The organism is Simplicispira sp. 125, assembly GCF_003096555.1.
Classification (GTDB): Bacteria; Pseudomonadota; Gammaproteobacteria; order Burkholderiales; family Burkholderiaceae_C; genus Simplicispira.
In genome coordinates this window covers 227,912-247,841 of sequence record NZ_QEKM01000001.1, presented here as the reverse complement: position 1 = coordinate 247,841, position 19,930 = coordinate 227,912, and the positions used below count along the sequence as shown (strand labels likewise).

Annotated in this window: 17 protein-coding genes; 7 read left to right on the top strand and 10 right to left on the bottom strand. The window is 66.1% G+C overall.

All coding sequences use genetic code 11. The features are described 5' to 3' along the window. Positions 1-245: 245 nt before the first annotated feature. The 9 genes from C8D04_RS01150 to C8D04_RS01110 form a co-directional block, all read right to left on the bottom strand. Entirely contained in the window at positions 246-884 is a 639-nt protein-coding gene (locus C8D04_RS01150) for a transposase (RefSeq protein ID WP_116003224.1), read from the bottom strand. Continuing rightward, entirely contained in the window at positions 881-2,083 is a 1,203-nt protein-coding gene (locus C8D04_RS01145) for an ABC transporter permease (RefSeq protein ID WP_116003223.1), read from the bottom strand. The genes C8D04_RS01150 and C8D04_RS01145 overlap by 4 nt, the downstream gene beginning before the upstream one ends. Then, positions 2,083-2,859: an ABC transporter ATP-binding protein gene (locus C8D04_RS01140; RefSeq protein ID WP_116003222.1), complete on the bottom strand. Its 777-nt coding sequence runs from the start codon at positions 2,857-2,859 to the stop codon at positions 2,083-2,085. The genes C8D04_RS01145 and C8D04_RS01140 overlap by 1 nt, the downstream gene beginning before the upstream one ends. After that, positions 2,856-4,205, bottom strand: a complete 1,350-nt coding sequence (locus C8D04_RS01135) for an efflux RND transporter periplasmic adaptor subunit (RefSeq protein WP_116005939.1) — start codon at positions 4,203-4,205, stop codon at positions 2,856-2,858. Before C8D04_RS01135 ends, C8D04_RS01140 begins: the two co-directional genes overlap by 4 nt. Before the next feature lie 61 nt (positions 4,206-4,266). Next, entirely contained in the window at positions 4,267-5,676 is a 1,410-nt protein-coding gene (locus C8D04_RS01130; protein WP_233521071.1) for an efflux transporter outer membrane subunit, read from the bottom strand. A gap of 167 nt (positions 5,677-5,843) precedes the next feature. Beyond that, positions 5,844-6,503, bottom strand: a complete 660-nt coding sequence (locus C8D04_RS01125) for a glutathione S-transferase family protein (RefSeq protein WP_116003221.1) — start codon at positions 6,501-6,503, stop codon at positions 5,844-5,846. Between the two features lie 34 nt (positions 6,504-6,537). After that, positions 6,538-6,753 (bottom strand): DUF2788 domain-containing protein, encoded by a 216-nt coding sequence (locus tag C8D04_RS01120; protein ID WP_116003220.1) that lies wholly within the window; start codon positions 6,751-6,753, stop codon positions 6,538-6,540. Next, positions 6,750-7,613, bottom strand: coding sequence for a DUF2189 domain-containing protein (locus C8D04_RS01115; RefSeq protein WP_116003219.1), 864 nt, complete (start codon positions 7,611-7,613; stop codon positions 6,750-6,752). The genes C8D04_RS01120 and C8D04_RS01115 overlap by 4 nt, the downstream gene beginning before the upstream one ends. Positions 7,614-7,620: 7 nt before the next feature. Continuing rightward, a complete protein-coding gene (locus C8D04_RS01110) occupies positions 7,621-8,352 on the bottom strand; it encodes an HAD family hydrolase (protein WP_116003218.1) in 732 nt (243 codons plus the stop codon). 101 nt (positions 8,353-8,453) lie between these two features. Here C8D04_RS01110 and C8D04_RS01105 point away from each other — a divergent pair, with 101 nt between their 5' ends. From C8D04_RS01105 to C8D04_RS01075, 7 genes are all read left to right on the top strand, one after another. Next, on the top strand, positions 8,454-8,894 hold the full coding sequence (locus C8D04_RS01105; RefSeq protein WP_133243595.1) for a DUF2946 family protein: 441 nt from the start codon (positions 8,454-8,456) through the stop codon (positions 8,892-8,894). 94 nt (positions 8,895-8,988) lie between these two features. Beyond that, positions 8,989-11,247 (top strand): TonB-dependent receptor, encoded by a 2,259-nt coding sequence (locus C8D04_RS01100; RefSeq protein WP_116003216.1) that lies wholly within the window; start codon positions 8,989-8,991, stop codon positions 11,245-11,247. Between the two features lie 395 nt (positions 11,248-11,642). Beyond that, entirely contained in the window at positions 11,643-12,014 is a 372-nt protein-coding gene (locus tag C8D04_RS01095) for a TraR/DksA family transcriptional regulator (RefSeq protein WP_116003215.1), read from the top strand. A gap of 63 nt (positions 12,015-12,077) precedes the next feature. Further along, positions 12,078-13,166 (top strand): ferrochelatase, encoded by a 1,089-nt coding sequence (gene hemH / locus C8D04_RS01090; protein WP_116003214.1) that lies wholly within the window; start codon positions 12,078-12,080, stop codon positions 13,164-13,166. Between the two features lie 79 nt (positions 13,167-13,245). Further along, complete coding sequence (locus C8D04_RS01085; protein WP_116003213.1) at positions 13,246-15,711, top strand: ATP-binding protein; 2,466 nt, start codon at positions 13,246-13,248, stop codon at positions 15,709-15,711. Further along, complete coding sequence (locus C8D04_RS01080; RefSeq protein WP_116003212.1) at positions 15,708-17,021, top strand: glycerate kinase; 1,314 nt, start codon at positions 15,708-15,710, stop codon at positions 17,019-17,021. Before C8D04_RS01085 ends, C8D04_RS01080 begins: the two co-directional genes overlap by 4 nt. 280 nt (positions 17,022-17,301) lie before the next feature. Then, on the top strand, positions 17,302-18,426 hold the full coding sequence (locus tag C8D04_RS01075; RefSeq protein WP_116003211.1) for an ABC transporter substrate-binding protein: 1,125 nt from the start codon (positions 17,302-17,304) through the stop codon (positions 18,424-18,426). Between the two features lie 4 nt (positions 18,427-18,430). Here the strand turns inward: C8D04_RS01075 and C8D04_RS01070 are convergent, their stop codons facing one another. Continuing rightward, on the bottom strand, positions 18,431-19,903 hold the full coding sequence (locus C8D04_RS01070; RefSeq protein WP_147301769.1) for a methyl-accepting chemotaxis protein: 1,473 nt from the start codon (positions 19,901-19,903) through the stop codon (positions 18,431-18,433). Positions 19,904-19,930 lie beyond the last annotated feature (27 nt).

Genomic DNA, 19,930 nt, shown 5'->3' with positions numbered 1-19,930 from the left:
CAACGTGTCAGCAAAACGGAAAGTAAAAGATGCTTTGAGCGCTGTAGAGGATGCATTACGTGCATTGCAACGGGCTTCGGCTACCGTACCAAATGAACCCAATATTTCCAGAGCAATCAGAGAGCTTCGTGATGCCGAAACGCTTTTGCAACGAGCGGCCCGGGAAGTCAGTCGTTTGGAATCTCAATAGCAACCACTGGGTCTCTCAAGAAACACCAGATAACTGATTGATTTTCATGGTGTTTTCAAGCGATGTTGTCGGAGGGCACGAGCTGCATGCCCATGGCTTTGGCCTTTTGGGCGAGGTTGTGCAAGACCCGCTGGCGGTAGCGCTCCTCGAAGTAATCCTGCCCCCGGTCGGTGTATTCCTGCCCGTGGGTGAGCATGGCGTAGATCAGTCGGGCCAGCTTGTGGGCAGCGGCCGTCACGGCCTTGGGTTTGTCCATGCGCGCGCACATGCGACGGTAGTACGCACCCAGCGCCGACTGGCTCGAACGCAGGGCCGCTGCCGCCAGCCGCAGCGCCTGGGCCGCGCGGTTGGCGCAGCGCTTGGTTTTGCCACTCATGACCTTGCCCCCGGTGATCTTGGTGCCCGGACACAAACCCAGCCAGGAGGCGAAGTGCTTGTCGCTGGGGAACTTGCACATGTCGGCGCCCACCTCGGAGACCACCACCAGCGCGGTGGTCACGTCGATGCCGTCGATGCGGGTGAGGTCCACACCGCACATCTGAAAGAGCTGGGTGCGCAGATCGAACTTGGGGGCATTGCGGGCGCGCCCGCGCTTCTTGCCTTGGGCCGGTTCGTCTTCGCGCAAATGCAGGGCCTGCAACTGCGCCTGAATCTGCGCGCCCCCGGGCGGACCGGTGCTGTGGTGGTTTTTCATTCATGCCGCAAGGCATCGATCGGGTCCATGCGCGCCGCGCGCCGCGCCGGGAAGTAACCAAACAGCACGCCAATACCCGCCGAGAACACGAAGGACAGCAGATTCACCCCCGGGTTAAACAGGTAGGGCACCCCCATGACCTTCGATAGAACGATCGATGCCCCCGTGGCCAGCACAATGCCCAGCAGCCCGCCCAGCGCGGCCAGCACAACGGCCTCGATGAGGAATTGCAACAGCACCTCGCGTTCCAGCGCGCCAATGGCCAGGCGCAGCCCGATCTCGCGTGTGCGCTCGGTCACGCTCACCAGCATGATGTTCATGATGCCGATGCCGCCCACCAGCAGGCTCACGGCTGCCACGGCACCCAGCAGCATGGTCATGACCTTGGTGGTACCTGAGAGCGTGTCGGCCAGTTGCTTGGTGTCAAGCACGTTGAAGTTGTCTTCGTCTGCGTCAGCCAGCTTGCGCCGCTCGCGCAGCAGTTGGGTCAGGCTGGCTTTCACACGGTCGGGGTCGCTGCCGTCCTGCATGGACACCAGCAAGGTCTGCACCCGCGTGCTGCCGGTCACGCGGCGCTGCAAGGTCTTGAGCGGCACCAGCACCAGGTCGTCCTGGTCATTGCCAAAAGCGCCCTGCCCTTTGGAGCCGAGCACGCCCACCACTTCGCACGAAAACGCCTTCACACGCACTTGCTGGCCCAAGGCGTCGCTTGTGCCAAACAGCTCGCGCTGCACGGTTGCGCCGATCAGGCACACGGCCGCCCCGGCACGCAGCTCGTCATCGGTGAACTCACGGCCCTGGCTGACCACCCAGTTGCCCGTCTGCAGCCAGGCGTTGGTGCTGCCAATGACGCTGGACGTCCAGTTGCGTCCACCGGCGACCACGGTGGCGCCGGTACGCCCCTCGGGCGCCACGGCGCGAACGCCACCGATCTGCTGGGCAATGGCATCGGCATCCACATCCTTGAAGGCGGGCGCCCCGCCACTGCCCGGCCCCATGCGCTGGCCGGGCCGCACCTGCAGCAAATTGGTGCCCAGACCGGAGATCTGGTTCTGCACGGCCATGGTGGCGCCATTGCCCAGCGTGACCATGGTGATAACGGCGCTCACACCAATCACGATGCCCAGAATGGTCAGAAACGAGCGCATCAGGTTGCGCCGAATGGAGCGCAGCGCCAGCAGCAAGGTGTTGAACAACATCAGGACGCCTCCAGCGCCGCAGCGCGCAGGTCTACCGGGTGCGGGTTGAGGGTGTCGCTGTCCACCACGCCATCGACAAAGCGCACGATGCGGCGGGCGTACTGCGCCATGTCGGTCTCGTGGGTCACCATGAGCACGGTGATGCCCAGGTCGTCGTTGAGCTTCCAGATCAGTTCCATGATCTCGTGGCTGCGCTGCGTATCGAGGTTGCCGGTGGGCTCATCGGCCAGCAGCACGGCCGGTTCGGTAACGATGGCGCGGGCAATGGCCACGCGCTGTTGCTGCCCGCCCGACAGTTCGCCCGGCGTATGGTGCTCCCAGCCTTTGAGGCCCACCGCATCGAGAGCGCGCGCCGCTGCAGCATGGCGGGCGCGGGCCGACTCGCCGCGGTACAGCAGGGGTAGTTCGACGTTTTCCTGCGCCGAGGTGCGTGCCAGCAGGTTGAACCCCTGGAACACAAAACCGAAATAGCGCCGCCGCAGGCGCGCCCGCTCGTCGCGCGAAAGCGACTCCACGCGCACGCCCTGAAACAGGTATTCGCCCGCAGTGGGCCGGTCCAGGCAGCCCAGCGTGTTCATGGCGGTGGACTTGCCCGAGCCACTCGGCCCCATGATGGCCACGAAGTCGCCACGCGCAATGTCCAGGTCCACGCCCTTGAGGGCCGCAAACGCCAGCGTACCTTCGCCGTACACCTTGGTCACCCCCCGCAAGCGGATCAGGGGAACATCCGCAGCCGCGCCAGCAGCGGTGCGCGTTGTGATGCCGGGCTCACTCATGGAGCCGCCCCCGCGCTGCGCTGGTCCGTAATGACCGCCATGCCGGGCGCTAGCTGTTCGCTGGCCACTTCGGTCATGCGGCCATCGCTGATGCCCGTGGTCACATCCACGGCCTCGGGCGATCCATCCTTGAGTATCCAGATCTGGCGGGTTTTCACTGCCGTATCGGTCTTGTCGCCGCCGCTCGGGCGGCGGGAACCGCTGCGCGGCATGCGCGGCATCAACTGCGTCATGATGCCGCCAGACGATGCGGCGGGACGGGCCCCAGCGGCGTCCCCGGCCGCAGACACGGGGACAAAGCGCAGCGCCGTGTTGGGCACCATGAGCACATCGTTGCGCTCGGTCGAGGTGATGGTGGCGGCGGCCGTCATACCGGGGCGCAGGCTGAGGTCGGAGTTGTCCACCTGCAGCCAGGCAATGTAGGTGACCACGTTGTCGGTCTTGGTCGAACCATAGGCCACGCGGGTGATGGTGGCCGGGTACTTGCGGGACGGGTAGGCGCTGACCGTAAAACTGGCCTTCTGTCCTTCGCGCACGGCGCCCACATCGGCTTCGTCCACATTCACCTGCAATTGCAGCTGGGCCAGGTCTTCGGCCACGGTGAACAAGGTGACGGCCTGCAGCGAGGCGGCCACCGCGTTGCCGGGGTCCACGGTGCGCGTGAGCACCACGCCATCGATGGGCGAACGGATGGACGCCTTGGACAGGTTGGTCTCATCGGTGGACAGTGCGGCCTTGGCGTCCTCCACGCTGGCACGGGCGCTGGTCTCGTCGGCCCGCGCACGCTCCACATTGGCGCGGCCGGTGTCCAGTTCGGCGGCCGATGGCACCTTGCCGCCCGACAAGCGGGCCACTTCTTCCAGCCGTGCCAGGTTGGCCTGCGCCTCGCGCGTCGTCGCCCCCGATTGGGCCAGCCGGGCATGCGCCGAAGCGAGCGAGGCGCGCGAGCGCAGCACCTGGGACGAAAGCTTGGCCGTGTCCAGCTCCACCAAGACCTGGCCTTTTTTGATCTTGTCATTCACGTCCACCAGAACGCTGCGCACCGTGCCCGACAACTCGCTACCCACGTTCACCGAGCGGGTGGGCTGCAGCGTGCCGTTGGCCGACACCGTGAGGGTGAGATTGCCACGCCGCACCTCTGCGGTCACATAGGTCGGCGCCGCCTTGCTGCGCTTTTGCACCTGCCAGTAATACAGCCCGCCGGCCAGCAGTGCGGCGCAAACCAGTGCCAGCCACAGCGCGGGGCGCTGCCACCAGCGGCGCGCCAGTTTGTCGCCCAGCAAGGCCTGCAAATCGGCGACGGCACTGCTGGAAGGGTTGTCGGTGTTTTTGTTGGATGTGGTCATGGCATGAATATCAAAGAGGTCACGCACAGCCCGTGCACGCTGCGCTGCATTGCAGGAAAAGTCACTGCCAGCCGCCCCCCAGCGCCTTGTACAGGCGCACATGGCCGGCCCCCGCATTGGCGATGGAAGTGGCCACGCTGTCCTGCGTGGAGAGCAGGGTGCGCTGGGTGTCCAGCACCGCCTGGAAGTCGATCAAACCACTTTCGTAGCGGTTCTGCGCCAGGAGCGCAGCATTGCCAGCCGCATCGGCGGCGGCCTGCAGGCGCACCAGGCGTGCGCGCTCGCCGCGCAGGGCGACCAGCGCGTCTTCCACGTCCTGGAGGGCGGTCAACACCGTGGCTTCGTAGCCCACACGGGCCTGCTCCAGCGCCGCCTCCTGCACACGCACCTGTGCGCGGGCGGCACCTCCATCGAACAGGGGCACCGAAATACCGGCCAACAAGGCCTGGGCCACAGAGGCGCCATCGCCCATTGCCCCCAAGGTCAGTGCCCGCAGGCCCAAAGAGCCACTGATGCGAAAGCTGGGGTAGCGCGCGGCATCCGCCTGCGCAACACGCGCCAGCGCAGCAGCGATGCGCTCTTCGGCCTGGCGTACATCCGGCCGCTGGCGCAGCGTTTCCGCGGGAATAGCCAGCACCAGATCGTCGGATGGCTGGGGCACGGGGCGCTGGCTGGCAAGCAGCGCATCGAGGGCGCCTGGCGCCCTGCCGGTCAGCACCGCCAGCGCGTGGCGGCTTTGCGCCAGGCTGGCTTCGAGCTGCGGAATCTGCGCCGCAGTCTGCTCTGCGGCGGCGCGGGCCTGCTCAGACACCAGCGATGTGGTCAAGCCGGCCTGCACGCGCCAGTCGGTCATTTGCAGGGTCTCACTTTGGCTGGCCAGGTTGCGCCGCGCAATGGACAGCCGCTCTTGCTGGCCCCGCAGGGTGATGTAGTTGAGGGCCACTTCGGCCGCCAACGACACCTGCACCTGCTCCAGGCTGGCTTGCGCGGCACGGGCGTCGGCCTCGCTGGCATCGACGCCCGCGTGCTGGCGCCCAAACACATCAGGCTCCCAGGCTGCATCAAAACCCAGCTGAAAACTATTGCCCGTGCTACCCCCCGAGCGGCTGCGCTGCGCCGAGCCCGAAGCATTCACGCTGGGCAGCAGGCCCGCCTGCTGCACCTGCGCCTGCGCCCGCGCTTGCTGCAAGGCGGCCTGCGCGCTTCGCACACTGGTATGGGCCTGCAATGCCTGCGCAACCAGGTCCGTCATCTGCGGGTCACCAAAACGTTCCCACCACTGGGCCAGGGAGGTGGCAGCAGCAGCGGGTGCGGTTCGGGTGTCGGACGCGGACCACGCAGCGGGAACAGGCGGCGTGGGCAGCGCCGTACCAGGCGGCACCGTGGACGCGCATCCCGCCAGTACGGCCAGTACGGCAGCCAGGCCGGCCGCAGCCATCGGCTCACGGAAATAACGGTAGGAAAAATTCATGGCCTTGGAAGAACAATCAAAAAACACCCGTAGGGCACACCACATGAAAGCATTGTGCCGGGGCGTCTTGTCGTGCTGGCTGCACGCAGGTGAAGTCTGTGTAAAGACCTTCGCCACCGCAAACAGGTCCATTCACAGGTTCGATGGCCGGCCTTTGGGCCCCAGTGTCAGTGTTTGCGTGCCTGTGCCCGCAGGGCGTGGTGGGCGGGTCGCTCCAGGCAGCGCGCCAGCCACTCCCGGGTGACTGGAAAGGCATCCATCAACGCGCGCGCAGGCCGCGCCCAGCCCAGCACGCTGGCCACGCACAGGTCGGCCACGGTAAACCGACCGGCCGCTAGAAAAGGCTGGCCCTGCGCGCTTTGCTGCGCCAGGTGCTGCTCGAGCACCCGCAGCGGCACACGCAGGCGTTTTTCAGCGGCCTCGGCCAAGTCGCTCTTGCGCTGCTCGGGCGGCATGGCCACGCGGTGCATCAGCACGGTCAAGGCGTCTTTTTCCACTTCGGTCACCGACCAGAAACTCCAGCGCAGCGCCTGCGCGTCTTCGCGCGGCGTGGCCGGTGCAAGGTCGCTGCCATCGCCCTTGCCATGGTGCCGCGCCAGGTACAGGGCGCAGGCCATGCTTTCCCACACCACGACCTCGCCCTCGGGCCGGTGGTCCACCAGCACCGGAATGCGGCCATTGGGATTGAGCGCCAGAAAGGCGGGCGTGCGCGTGGCGCCGCCCTGGTAAGGAGTTTCTACAAGGTCAAACGCCAGGCCCAGCTCGGCGGCGACCCACAGCGGGCGCACGGCGCGGGATGCGGCAATGCCGTAAATCGTCAAAGGCATGGAACCGGGCTCCTTTGATACGTGGCGGCACCAGTCATCGTTTTTCCAGCCACCACTGGATCACATACTTGGCCAAAAAACCCAGGAAACCCACGCCCAGGCCCAGGAAAATCACAAACGTGCCAAAGCGGCCTGCCTTGGACTCCCAGGCCAGATGTCCGATGATGAAAACCATGAACAGGATGAACGCCCCCACCCCGTAGGTAAGAAAAAATCCCGCGATCTGCGCCTCGGTATAGCCAAAAATCACGATGCTGCTCCGTTGCGTTGCTTCGCATCCGCCTCTGGGGGCCATACGCCTGGCTCGCGCAGCGGCAGGCTGGAGACATCCACCAGATCGCGGTACGCGTGCCAGCTGGCATGGCCCAGCACAGGCATGACCACGGCCAGGCCCAGCATCATGGGCACCATACCGAACAAGGTCAGCGCTAGGATCAAGGCCGTCCACATGGCCATCGTGGCCGGGTTGGCCAGCACAGTCTGCCAGCTCGTAAGCACGGCCTGCCACAGGCCCACACGGCGGTCGAGCAGCAGCGGCATGGCCACCACACTGGAGGCAAAAATGGGCGCTGCCAGCAGGCTGCCCAGCGCCAGCCAGAGTACGAAAAGTGTGTTGTCCGGCGCCAGCACCACATGCGTGATGAAATCGATGGGGCTGAGTATGGGCACCGGTGCCAGCAGCGTGATGAGCGCGGACGACACGAGCACCCAGCCCGTGCCCGCCAGCGCCAGCAGGGCGCCAAACTGCACAAGGCACCAGTAATCGTTGCCCCACTTGCTGCGGTGGCTGTTCTGCCAGAACAGCCAGGTGCGCACCACCACGGCCAAGCCAGCGGGCTCGCCGCGCTCCAGCGTCCGGCTCAGCACATAAAAGCTGGTAGCCAGCACGGGCGCCACCACCAGAAAACCCGACATTGCCCCGGCCAGCAGCCAAAAGCGGTCATGGGCCACCACAGCGATCAGCATGCCCAGCACCGCCAGCACCAGCCCATGCACCAGGCTGGCAGCGCCCGAGTGCAACATGTCGCGCCAGCCCAGCACCAGCCAGGTCAATGGCTGGGTGAAGGCAACGGAACGCACCTGGGGCAGCACAGCGGAGGGTTTGGGCATAACGCAATCAAAGGGAGGAAGTGACGGGGACAGGGGCCAGCAGCGGGACGAGCGCATGCAGGCTGGCCACCACGGCATGGGGCTTTGGGCCGGGGTGTGGCCAGTCTGCGCCCTCGCGGTTGAGCCACACGGTCTGCATGCCTGCACGCAAGGCGCCCAGACCGTCGAGATGGGCATCATCGCCGATGTGCAGGACCTGGGCCGCAGACACCCCCGCCGCCTGGGCCCCATGGTGAAAGATGCGCGCATCGGGCTTGGCGGCACCGACCTCGCGCGCGCTGATGGCCGCATGAAAATAGCGCCCCAGACCCACCCGCTGCAGGTCGGCATTGCCGTTGGACAGCGCCACCACGGGCCAGCGGCTGCTGAGGTATTCGAGTGCGGGCAACGCATCCTCGAACAAATCCACGCGCTGGCGCTCATCAAAAAACACTTCGAACGCAGGCTCGGCCAGCGCAGGATCATCGCCCGCCTGCGTGAGCGCCATACGGATGGACTCGCGGCGCAGCGCGCTCAGGTCGTGCCGCAAATCGGGGCGCAACTGTTCCATGCGGTTGCGAATGGCGCGCAGCGCCCCGGGCATGGCATACAGCGCATGGGTGGCGGGCGCATGCTCGGCCAACCAGGATTGCAGGACCGACTCGGCACGCGCGATCGTGGGCCAGATGGGCCACAAGGTATCGTCCAGATCCAGCGTAATGGCACGGATGCGGGAGAGATCGAGGGGGTTACAAGACATGGTGAAACAAGTGGCAGAGCGTTCAAACAAGAATACCCCACGGCACAAGCCCTTGCAGGGCGCAGGATGCCGCACAGTCGGCCCATCGCAATGGCTGGCCCTTGACACTCGACAAGAAAAACACCGATCGTTACCTCGATAATTTCACCGTGACGTTCCGCGCCCCTCGCTCCCGCAAACTACCGCTGTCCATGGTTTTGTCCATGGTGGCGCTGTTTGCCCAGCTCTGGATGGGGCAGGTCAGCGCCGGGCACATGGCGCAAATGCTCTCCGAGCAGTTCATGCTGGGCGACGTCTGCAGCGCGCAAACCATGGCCGGTGAGTTGCCCGGCAGCCTCCCCTCAGACCACACCATGGGCGGCACCCTGGGCTGCCCGGTGTGCAGCGTGGCCGCCGCCAGTTTCACGGCGGGTAGCAACCCGGTCGTGCAAGAGCCACCGCCCCTGCTGGCGAATTACGGCTCCCGTTTCACATCCGCGACCCCTCGGGCGCTGCGGCACAGCAATGTGCGACCGCCAGCGCAGGCCCCTCCGGCGGCCTGAACTGCTGTCTTACTCACTTGGTTTGCCCGCGGCCCTCCAGCCGCGGGCATAGCCGCCTGGGCCTGGGCCCACCCCCTCTTTTTGCTCCATTGCCATGACCTCCCACATCTGTACCCGCGCCCACCACGGCCGTGCGCCCACCCTGTCCCTGCGCCCCCTGTGCGCCTTGCTCGCTGCCCTGCCCTTCGCCGCCCTGGCACAAGATGCCGCACTGCAAACCATTACCGTCAAGGCACCCAAGGCCGCCGTACAGCCCGTGGGCGCCGCTGCGGCCGATGCCGAGGCCCTGCAGTCGGGCCGGGCCTCCAGCAGCGACACCGCCAGCCTGCTGCGCAACCTGCCCGGTGTGAGCCTGTTTGGCGCCGGTGGCGTCTCCAGCCTGCCCAGCGTGCACGGTCTGTCCGACGACCGCCTGCGCATCCAGGTGGATGGCATGGACCTGGTCTCGTCCTGCGGCAACCACATGAACCCGCCCCTGTCGTACATCGACCCCACGCGCGTGGGCAGCGTGCGCCTGTTTGCCGGCGTCACCCCGGTGAGCGTCGGCGGCGACAGCATTGGCGCCACCATCCAGGTTGACTCCCCCGCCCCCGAATTTGCCGCGCCCGGCCAGGGCCGTCTGCTCAAGGGACAAGCGGGCACCTTCTACCGCAGCAACGGCAACGGCATGGGCGCCAACCTCTCGGCCACCTACGCCACCGAACAAATGAGCCTGCGCTACGACGGCTCCACCGCCCAATCCGACAACTACAAGGCCGCGCGCGACTTCAAGGCGGCAGGCCCCGCCGCCAGCAACAAGCCCACGCAGTGGCTGGGCGGTGACGAGGTGGGATCGTCGAGCTACAAGACCCGCAACCATTCGCTGGCCTATGCACTGCGCAGCGACGAACACCTGGTCGAGATGCGCCTGGGCCTGCAGGACATCCCCTACCAGAACTACCCCAACCAGCGCATGGACATGACCGGCAACGACAGCCACCAGTTCAACCTGCGCTACCAGGGCCAATACGCCTGGGGCCAGCTCCAGGCACGGGCTTACCACGAGAAAACCCGCCACAGCATGAACTTTGGCGAGGACAAGCAATTTTGGTACGGCCCCGCCGGCAACGTACCCGGCATGCCCATGGACACCGAAGGCAAGACCACGGGCCTGCAGGTCAAGGGCGACATCGCCCTGTCGACGCGTGACACCCTGCGCGTGGGCGCCGAGCTGCAAAACTACCGCCTGGACGACTGGTGGCTGCCGTCCGGCGGCGGCATGGCGCCCAACACGTTCTGGAACATCCGCGAGGGCCAGCGCGACCGCGCGGATGTGTATGGCGAATGGGAAGCCCGCTGGACCCCGCAATGGCTCTCGCAAATCGGCCTGCGCAGCAGCCATGTGCGCAGCAACAGCGGCGCCGTGCAGGGCTACAACGCCAACTACAACATGGAGGCCAACGCCTTCAACGCCCGCGACCGCAAGCGCAGCGACAGCAACGTCGATATGACCGCCCTGGCGCGCTACACCCCCAGCGCCAACGCCAGTTACGAGTTCGGCTTTGCGCACAAGACACGCTCGCCCAACCTGTACGAGCGCTACACCTGGTCCACCGGCGGCATGGCCATGCGCATGATCAACCTGGCAGGCGATGGCAATGGCTATGTGGGCAACATGGACCTCAAGCCTGAGACCGCCAACACCCTGAGCGCCACCGCCGACTGGCACGACGCCACGGGCGAGCAGTGGGGTGTGAGGTTCACCCCCTACCTGACCTATGTGAACAACTACATCGACGCGCGGCGCTGCAGCGGCAGCGGGGCCATGTCGGCATGCACACCCGCCAACCAGACGGCCACGACCGGTTTTGTCTACCTGCAGTTTGCCAACCAGGACGCACGCCTGCACGGTTTTGACCTCTCGGGCTTTACCGACCTGGGCCGCACGGCAAACTGGGGCCAGTTCGCACTGAGCGGCGTGGTCAGCTATGTGCACGGCACCAACCGCACCACCGGCGACAAGCTCTACGGCACCATGCCGCTCAATGCGCGCGCTGCCCTCAGCCAGCGCCTGGGCGCCTGGACGGGGACCGCCGAACTGGTCATGGTCACCGCCAAGACCCGCGTCTCCGCCGTGCGCAACGAGCTGCCCACGGCCGGATACGGCCTGGTCAACCTGCGCGGCAGCTACGAATGGAAGCAGGTGCGCCTGGACTTCGGCATCGACAACCTGTTCGACCGCTTCTACAACCACCCCCAGGGCGGCGCCTATGTGGGCCAGGGCCAAACCATGGCAGGCACCGCCGTGCCATGGGGCGTGCGTGTGCCCGGCATGGGCCGTTCGTTCAACGTGGGCGTGACCGTGAAGTTCTAACGCACCAAGGGCCAAGGCGGCGGGGCCCTTGACCGCCGCCAAGTTACTCCAATATTCATAGCACCTCGCGCTTGCCAATCAAGCGCCAGGTGCTTTTTTTATGTTGAAAGACCATCACAGCCCTCCATGGAATTGCGTCGCTTCGACAAAGGTCAACTACCTGGCCAGGGTGCTATGCCGCTGCACCGATACAGGACATGCCAAACCCGGCAAAGCCATGGCCATCATCTCGGTACCTCTGGAGAAAACCGTGCTCTCGCACGAGAACAGGGCCTTGGTGCGCAGGCCGTTTTACACCCCGTAAACTGGTACGCTAGACACAAGCCCTGTGCGCGCTGCCCCCGCCCCGCCAGCACCCGCAGAACGATAGCGACACCATCGATCAAGGAATTCCCATGAGCAAGGAACTGACCCCCTCCCAGCACGAAGAAATCAAGGCATTGCTGCTGGCGCGCCGCAACGAACTCCAGGGGCAGATGCTGCAAAACCGCGAAAACCTCGCGCCTCCGACGTCCGATGAAGGCGGCATGGTGCAGCGCAATGTGGCACGCGAAGTGGACCAGGCCCTCACCGACATCGATGCAGGCGACCTGGCGCGTATCGACCGCGCCCTCGAAGCCCTGGCCGACGGCAGTTATGGCCATTGCGGTGAATGCGGCTGCGCCATCCCATTCGAGCGCCTGAAGATCGAACCCCAGACGCAGCACTGCGTGGCCTGCAAGTCCCGCTGGGAAAAATCGGCAGGGCAGGCCGGCACGCACCACTGAACGCATTGATCCCCGCATGGCCTGCACGCCCCGCAGGCCATGCCGTGTGCGCGAGAATGCGGCATGCCTTTTCAAACCGAACCCGCCTACACCCACGGGCAAGCCACCCGCACCGCCATCTTGCTGTGCAACCTGGGCACACCCGATGCGCCCACCGCACCCGCGCTGCGCCGCTACCTGGGGCAGTTTCTGTCGGACCAGCGCGTGGTCGAGATTCCCAAGGCCGTGTGGTGGCTCATTCTGCACGGCATCATCCTGCGCACCCGCCCTGCCAAATCGGCCGCCAAGTACGCCAGCATCTGGACGCCCGAGGGCTCTCCCCTGGCCGTGTGGACAGAAAAGCAGGCCAAGCTGCTGCGCGGCTGGCTGGGCGAGGCGGGCTACAACGTGCTGGTACGCCCCGCCATGCGCTACGGCAACCCATCCATCGCCAGCCAGCTCGACGCCCTCAAGGCTGCAGGAGCAACGCGCATCCTGATCCTGCCGCTGTACCCGCAGTACTCGGGCACCACCACGGCCAGCGTGTTTGACGCCGTGTATGCCTGGGCGGGGCGCCAGCGCCATGTGCCTGAGCTGCGCTTCGTCAACCGCTACCACGACGATCCCGGCTACATCGACGCCCTGGCCCGCCGCATCGAGGCACACTGGCGCACGCACGGCCAGCCCGATCAATTGGTGATGAGCTTTCACGGTGTGCCAGAACGCACCCTGCACCTGGGCGACCCTTACCACTGCGAAAGCCACAAGACGGCCCGCCTGCTGGCCGAGCGCCTGGGCCTGCGCAAAGGCCGCTACCAGCTCACCTTTCAATCACGCTTTGGCAAGGCCAAGTGGCTCGAACCCTATACCGAGCCCACGCTCATCAAAATGGCCCAGTCGGGCGTGGGCCGGGTCGATGTGGTGTGCCCGGGCTTTACCGGCGACTGCCTGGAAACCCTGGAAGAAATTGCCCAGGAAGCACGCGAAGCCTTCCTGCACGCAGGCGGCAAAGAGTTCCACTACATCCCCTGCCTGAACGATAGCCCGGAATGGATTACGGCCCTGAGCCGCATTGCGCAGCAGCACCTTGCGGGCTGGCCCGTGCAGGTGGACAGCGACCGCACCCTGGCCGACGCCCGCGCCCATGCGCTCGACGGTGGCGCACCCTCCTGAACGAAAACTCTATTTTTGATAGCTTCCAGCGCTTACCCAGTAAGCGTTAGAGCCTAAAAACATACAAATATTTTTGCCTATGCCTGCCACCCTGCTTGTCCCCGCCCAGTTGCGCCTGACCATCGCTCCCACCAGCCTGGGCTTTGCCAGTACCGCCGAACTGCAGGGCCTGTCCTTGCCCTGGATCGGCCAGGAGCGTGCCGAGGCCGCCGCGCGCTTTGGGCTGGGCATGGAGCAGCCGGACTACAACCTGTTCGTGCTGGGCGAGGTCGGCAGCGGCCGCACATCGTTGCTGCACCAGGCCATGCAGCAGGCAGCGGCGCTGCGCACGGTCCCCCCGGACCTGTGCTACCTGCACAACTTTGACGCCCCCGAGCGCCCGCGCGCCCTGCGCCTGCCTGCGGGACAGGGGCGCCTGCTGCGCCAGGGCATGGAGAAGGTCACGCGCATGCTGCTCACCGAGATCCCCAAACGCCTGGACGGCGCCGACTTTCGGGCCGAGAGCGAGCGCATCGAAAAGGCCTACGAAACCCAGGAGTCCCAGGCCTTTGCCGCCCTGGACGCCCTGGCCGAAGGGCTGCAGTTTCGCCTGACGCGCGAGGGTGGGCACATGGTGTTCACGCTCATCGGTCCCGAGGGCCAACCCCTGACCGAAGCCGACGCCCACGCGCTCTCGCGTGAGCGCCGTGCCGAAATCGAAACCGCAGAGCAGCAGCTGCGCGCCGAGATCGCCCGCTTTCTCGATGCGACCCGCCCGCTGGAACGCCAGCGCGATGAGGCCCTGGAGCAACTGCGCCGCCAGGTCACCAAACCGCTGCTCGACCATGAGCTGCAAGAGGTGCGCAACAGCCTGCGCAAGCAGATCAAGGACACCGTCAAGCTGGGCCAGTGGCTCGACCAGATGCACCAACAGGTACTCGACCGCCTGGCGCTGTTCATCCCCATCGAGGGTACGGACGGTGCCGACGACGAACGCAAGGACGAGCTTGACGAACTGCTCGCCCGCTGCCGCGTGAACCTGGCGGTGGACAACGACGGCCTGACCAGTGCGCCCGTGCTCATCGAAGACAACCCGCAACTGCGCAACCTGTTCGGCAGCATCGAATACCAGGCCGAGGCCGACGCCCTGCTGGCCGACTTTTCGTGCATCCATGCGGGCAGCCTGCTCAAGGCGCATGGGGGGTTTCTCATGCTGCACCTGCGCGATCTGCTGGGCAACGAGGGGCTGTGGGAGCGGCTGCGCCGCTTTCTGCGCTGCAGCCGTCTGCAGATCGAAGAATCAACGTCCTCGCACAGCAGCATGGCCACCGTTTCGCTGCAACCCGAACCGGTGGACGTGCAGGTCAAGATCGTGCTGATCGGCTCGGTCGAAGAGTATTACGCCCTGCAAGAAGCCGACCCCGAAGTGGCGCGGCGCTTTCGGGTCAAGGTGGACTTTGCCGAGGCCTTCAACGCCACGCCCGAGACCCGCCAGACCACCGCCGTGTTCATTGCCCACACCGGCAAGAAGCGCGGCCTGCCCGATTTTTCTGCCGGAGCCGTAGCGCGCATGCTGGAGCAAGCGCACCGCGAAGCCGACGACCAACGCCGCCAGAGCGCCCTGTTTGCCCACACCGAGGCCCTGGCCATCGAAAGCGCGGCCCTGTGCCGTGCCCGTAGCGGCACCTGGGTGGAAGCCGCCGACATTGAAGCCGCCCTGCAGGCCCGCACCCTGCGCCATAACTACCCCGAGCAGCGCCTGCACGAAACCATCACCGATGGCGAACGCCTGCTGTCCCTGCACGGCATGCATGTGGGCCAGATCAACGCCCTGACCCAGATCGACCTGGGCGACTACCGCTTCGGTTTTCCGGTGCGCATCACCGCGCGCGCCTTTGCCGGGCACGAGGGGCTGCTCAACATCGAGCGCGAAGTCGAGATGTCGGGCCCCATCCACGACAAGGGCGTGCTCATCCTGCACAGCTACCTGATGGCGCTGTTTGGCCACATCGCGCCGCTGGCGCTCAATGCCTCCATCGTGTTCGAGCAGGAATACAGCGGCGTGGAGGGCGATTCGGCCTCGTGCGCCGAGCTGTATGCGCTGCTCTCCTCGCTCTCGGGCCTGGCCCTGCGCCAGGGCATTGCCGTCACCGGCGCGCTCAACCAGCACGGCGATGTGCTGCCCGTGGGCGGCATCAACGAGAAGATCGAAGGGTGGTTTAGCGCCTGCGAAGCCGCGGGCCTGGACGGCACGCAAGGCGCGCTGATCCCGGCACGCAACCAGCAGCACCTGATGCTCGACCAGCGCGTGATCGATGCCGTGGCACAGGGGCGCTTCCACATCTGGACGGCTGCCCATGTCAGCGACGGCATCGCACTGCTCACCGGCCAGGCGCCTGGCATGCAGGCCGGCGTGGCCACCGGCGAAGAAGGCAGCGTGGTGGCACGCGCCGAGCACACCTTGCGCGCCTTCCGCCGCGCCTGCCAGGCCGCTGGCCGCACCCGCGCACGCAGCCCGGGCCGCCTGCGCAGCCCCCTACAGCGCGAAAGCAGCGACACGCCATGACCACCGCAACACCCGCGCAGGACCCCCAGGCCTTTCTGCGCGGGCTGTTCGCCGCCGCCGTGGCGCGTGCGCAGCCCGCACACACCCTGGCACCCTTTCTGCCACCGCCGCCGACCGGGCGCACCGTGGTCATCGGCGCAGGCAAGGCCAGCGGCGCCATGGCCGCGGCACTCGATGCCCTGTGGCCGCCGCAGGCACGCCTGAGCGGCCTGGTGGTCACCCGCTACGGCCATGTGCCCACCGCCTACCGCAGCGCACCCGGCCGCATTGAAGTGGTGGAGGCAGCCCACCCCGTACCCGACGCCGCAGGCCAACGCGCGGCCCAGCGCATGGCCGCGCTGCTGCAGGGCCTGGGTGCGGGCGACCTGGTGATTGCCCTGGTTTCCGGCGGGGGCTCTGCGCTGCTGTCACAACCCGCCGAAGGCCTGGCGCTGGCCGACAAACAGGCCATCCACCAAGCCCTGCTGCGCAGCGGCGCCGCCATTGACGAGATGAACTGTGTGCGCAAGCACCTCTCGGCCATCAAGGGTGGGCGCCTGGCGCAGCTCGCCGCACCGGCACGCATGGTCACGCTGCTCATCAGCGACGTCCCCGGCGACGACCCGGCCGTGATCGCCAGCGGACCCACCGTGCCCGACCCCACGACCTGCGCGCAGGCCTTGGCGATTTGCGAGCGCTACCGCATCGCCCTGCCTCCGGCCGCCCTGGCCGGGCTGCGCAGCGGCGCGTTTGAAACACCCAAACCCGGCGACGCACTTTTTGCAAACCACGCCATGCACATGGTCGCCACGCCGCAACAAAGCCTGGAGGCCGCTGCCGCACAGGCACGTTCGCAAGGTGTCGCGGCTTATATCCTGTCCGATGCCATCGAAGGCGAGAGCCGCGAAGTAGCGAAGGTGCACGCCGCCCTGGCCCGCCAGGTGGCGCGGCACGGCCAGCCGTTTGCACGGCCCTGCGTCATCCTCTCGGGCGGCGAAACCACCGTTACCCTGCCCCCTCCCGGCGCTGCCCAGCCTGGCCGGGGCGGCCGCGCCAGCGAATTTTTGCTGGCCTGCGCGGTGGCGCTGCAGGGCGCCCCCGGCGTGTATGGCCTGGCGGCCGATACCGACGGCATCGATGGCGTGGAAGACAACGCCGGGGCACTCATCTGCCCAGACACTTTGGCCCGCGCCCACGCACAGGGCATCAGCCCCGCCGCCCACCTTGACCGCCACGATGCCTACGGTTTTTTTGCGACGCTGGGCGATTTGCTGGTGACGGGCCCCACCTTCACCAATGTGAACGATTTCCGGGCGCTCTACGTCGCCTAGCGTAAATTTTCACTAAAAAGTGGCTCTAGCGCTTACCTGGAGAGCGTTAAAAGCTATTATTTACATAGCAAACAAAGAGGCTGCTGCACTGGTAACAAGAGCCGCCGCCCTAAAAACCAGCGGGTATCCAGACGTATCCTGCGGTGTCACCGTTGTGACGAATCTAGCCCTGCATGCGGGTTTGCCTGAACGCGGCGCGTCCTGTGACAGACAGATACTTCCTGGCGCACACGCCGGGCATCCCCTGCCTCCCGTCCTCCAACTTACCGAGACCCTGCCCATGTCCACCACCCGCCGCCACGTTCTCCAGACCACTGCCGCCGTTGCCGCCCTGGGCGCTCCGGCCTGGGTGCGTGCCCAATCCGAGCCTTGGCGCATTGGCCAGACGGCCGCGCTGACGGGCCCTCTGGCCTTTCCGTTCGTGGAGATGAACAAGGGCATCGCCGCCGCCTTCAAGGAGGTCAACGATAAGGGCGGCATTGAGGGCCGGGTCGTTGAATTCAACAGCCTCGATGATGGTGGCTCGCCTGAAAAGGCCGCCGCCAACACCCTGCAACTGGTCCAGAAGAACCAGGTTTTCAGCATGTTTGCCTGTGGCGGCACCACCAGCGTGATGGGTGCACTCAAAGTGCTGGAGCAGGCCAAGGTGCCGCTGATTGCCCCCGCCACCGGCTCAGACGCGCTGCGCCCCTACAACCCGCTGGTGTTCCATACCCGCGCGACCTACGGACAGGAGCTGAACAAGATCGTGCGCCAGCTGGGCTCCACGGGCTTTACCAAGTGCGCCGTGGCTTATTTCGACAACCCCTTTGGCAAAGCCACGCTGGCCGCCTTCGAGGCTGCAGCGCGCGAGCACAAAAACACCGACTGGAAGGCCTTTCTCATTGCAGAAACCCCCGAAGGCGTCGCCAAGGGCATCGATGAAATCGTGCAATGGCAGCCTACCGCCGTGATTTCGCTGGCCATTGGCGCCAGCGGCATTCCGTTCTACAAAGGCTTGCGCCTGCGCTGGAAGGCCCCGGCCTTCTCGATCTCGTTCCTGGGCTCGCGCCCGCTGCTGGCAGCGCTGGGCGAGGCGGCCACCGGCATCACTGTGGCGCAGGTGGTGCCCAACCCCAGCAACCCGTCCATTCCCGTGGTGCGGGCCTACCAGGAAGCGATCAAGAAACTCGGTGGCGTCGAAGTGGGTTATTCGTCGCTGGAAGGCTATGTGAATGCCCGCATCCTGCTCGAAGCCCTGCGCCGTGCAGGCCGCAATGGCACGCGCGAGAAACTCGTAGAAGCCATGCACTCGATGCGCCCCTACGACATGGGCGGCTTCGAGGTGCGCTACGGCCCGAACGACCACAGCGGCACCGATTTTGTCGAGCTGACTTACTTCAACGGAGAGCGGTTCCGGCGCTGAAACCCTATTTGTAGAAACCGCAGGAGATCACCAGGCCATCGACGCCCACGGCCTGCACATAGGCCGACTTGGTCATGGTTGCACGCGTCAGCGGGTGCTGCCACTGGTAGTCCACCCATCCCGTGCCGGGGTTCTGTCCCAATTTCATGATCTCGCGCACAAAGTAACGGCCCTGCACATCCTTTACCTGGGTGCCATCGACGCCAATCACCCGTGGATTGCCGCCGTTGGCCACGATGGTGCCGCTGCCATCGCACATCCCGAGGTACAGGTCGCGGTCCACAAACCGACCCTGCGGGTTATTGATTTCCTGCTTGCCACGCTCGACACCGTGTGTTCGCACAAACTGCGCTCCGACCTCGGCCAGCGCCCGGGCCTGTTCGACGTTGCCGAACTCACGGGCGCCCAGTTCCCAGGCACCCACCGCCTCGGACAGCTGCAGCGCCTGCGCCTGCAGGCTGCTCGCTGTCTGGGTCGCGGCAGCCACCAGCGTCACGTTCTGCTGGGTCGCCTCATCGATCTGCAGGAAGGCGCGGTTGACTTCTTCCAATCCCGCGCTCTGCTCCTCGCTGGCATTGACGATCTCTCCCATGATGCGGGCCACATCCTGCACCTGCTCCACCATGCCCGCCATGGACGCCCCCGCCTGTTCGGCCAGCTGGTTGCCGCTCTCGATGCGCGCCACGGACTCGCCAATGAGCTGTTTGATCTCGTGCGCAGCCGTGGCGGCCCGTTGGGCCAGCGCGCGCACCTCTCCCGCCACCACGGCAAAGCCACGGCCCTGCTCTCCGGCACGGGCCGCCTCCACGGCAGCATTGAGGGCCAGAATATTGGTCTGAAAAGCAATGCCGTCGATCACGCCCGTAATGTCGGCAATGCGGCGTGAGCTGGCACGGATGGCCGCCATGGTCTGCACTACATCCCCCACTACCTGCCCGCCCTGGCGGGCAGCAGCGGACGCCGCTCTCACCAGACCGTGGGCCTGGCGAGCGTTGTCGGCATTCTGGCGCACCGTGGCGGTGAGCTGCTCCATGGACGAAGCGGTCTGCTCCAACGCGGCGGCCTGTGCGCCCGTGCGCTGCGAAAGTGCGCTGTTATCCCCGGCCACGAAGCCCGAGGAAGTGGCAATCGCCGTGGTGCCCAGGCGCACCTTGACCACCACCTGAAAAATCTGCTCTCCCAGATCGGCCAGGCCTTGCTGCAGCAAGGCCATGCCGCCGCGCGTCTGCACCGGCAGGGGCTCATCCAGACGCCCTTGCAACAACCGCTCGACCGAGCCCTGCACGAGCGCCAGCCCGCGCACCAAGCGCCGTGCACCATGCAGACCCACAGCCCCGGCCAGACTGGCCAAAACCAGGCCCACCAGGCCCAGCACCTTCGCCTGCCCCCATCCCGCCAGCAATGCCAGGGCCAAGGCAACCGCCAGCGCCCACAAAACCAGGACCATCAGAGCAAGCCGCTTCAAGTCTTTGTGCATGGGCGTTTTCCTTGGCTCGGTCTGGCC

Excerpts from the sequence above, each read along its gene's own strand:
- hemH (WP_116003214.1), top strand. The coding sequence starts at position 12,078 with ATGCCTTTTCAAACCGAACCCGCCTACACCCACGGGCAAGCCACCCGC.
- C8D04_RS01095 (WP_116003215.1), top strand. The coding sequence starts at position 11,643 with ATGAGCAAGGAACTGACCCCCTCCCAGCACGAAGAAATCAAGGCATTG.
- C8D04_RS01100 (WP_116003216.1), top strand. The coding sequence starts at position 8,989 with ATGACCTCCCACATCTGTACCCGCGCCCACCACGGCCGTGCGCCCACC.
- C8D04_RS01150 (WP_116003224.1), bottom strand. The coding sequence starts at position 884 with ATGAAAAACCACCACAGCACCGGTCCGCCCGGGGGCGCGCAGATTCAG.
- C8D04_RS01140 (WP_116003222.1), bottom strand. The coding sequence starts at position 2,859 with ATGAGTGAGCCCGGCATCACAACGCGCACCGCTGCTGGCGCGGCTGCG.
- C8D04_RS01080 (WP_116003212.1), top strand. The coding sequence starts at position 15,708 with ATGACCACCGCAACACCCGCGCAGGACCCCCAGGCCTTTCTGCGCGGG.
- C8D04_RS01145 (WP_116003223.1), bottom strand. The coding sequence starts at position 2,083 with ATGTTGTTCAACACCTTGCTGCTGGCGCTGCGCTCCATTCGGCGCAAC.
- C8D04_RS01115 (WP_116003219.1), bottom strand. The coding sequence starts at position 7,613 with ATGCCCAAACCCTCCGCTGTGCTGCCCCAGGTGCGTTCCGTTGCCTTC.
- C8D04_RS01110 (WP_116003218.1), bottom strand. The coding sequence starts at position 8,352 with ATGTCTTGTAACCCCCTCGATCTCTCCCGCATCCGTGCCATTACGCTG.
- C8D04_RS01130 (WP_233521071.1), bottom strand. The coding sequence starts at position 5,676 with ATGAATTTTTCCTACCGTTATTTCCGTGAGCCGATGGCTGCGGCCGGC.
- C8D04_RS01125 (WP_116003221.1), bottom strand. The coding sequence starts at position 6,503 with ATGCCTTTGACGATTTACGGCATTGCCGCATCCCGCGCCGTGCGCCCG.
- C8D04_RS01085 (WP_116003213.1), top strand. The coding sequence starts at position 13,246 with ATGCCTGCCACCCTGCTTGTCCCCGCCCAGTTGCGCCTGACCATCGCT.
- C8D04_RS01075 (WP_116003211.1), top strand. The coding sequence starts at position 17,302 with ATGTCCACCACCCGCCGCCACGTTCTCCAGACCACTGCCGCCGTTGCC.
- C8D04_RS01070 (WP_147301769.1), bottom strand. The coding sequence starts at position 19,903 with ATGCACAAAGACTTGAAGCGGCTTGCTCTGATGGTCCTGGTTTTGTGG.
- C8D04_RS01135 (WP_116005939.1), bottom strand. The coding sequence starts at position 4,205 with ATGACCACATCCAACAAAAACACCGACAACCCTTCCAGCAGTGCCGTC.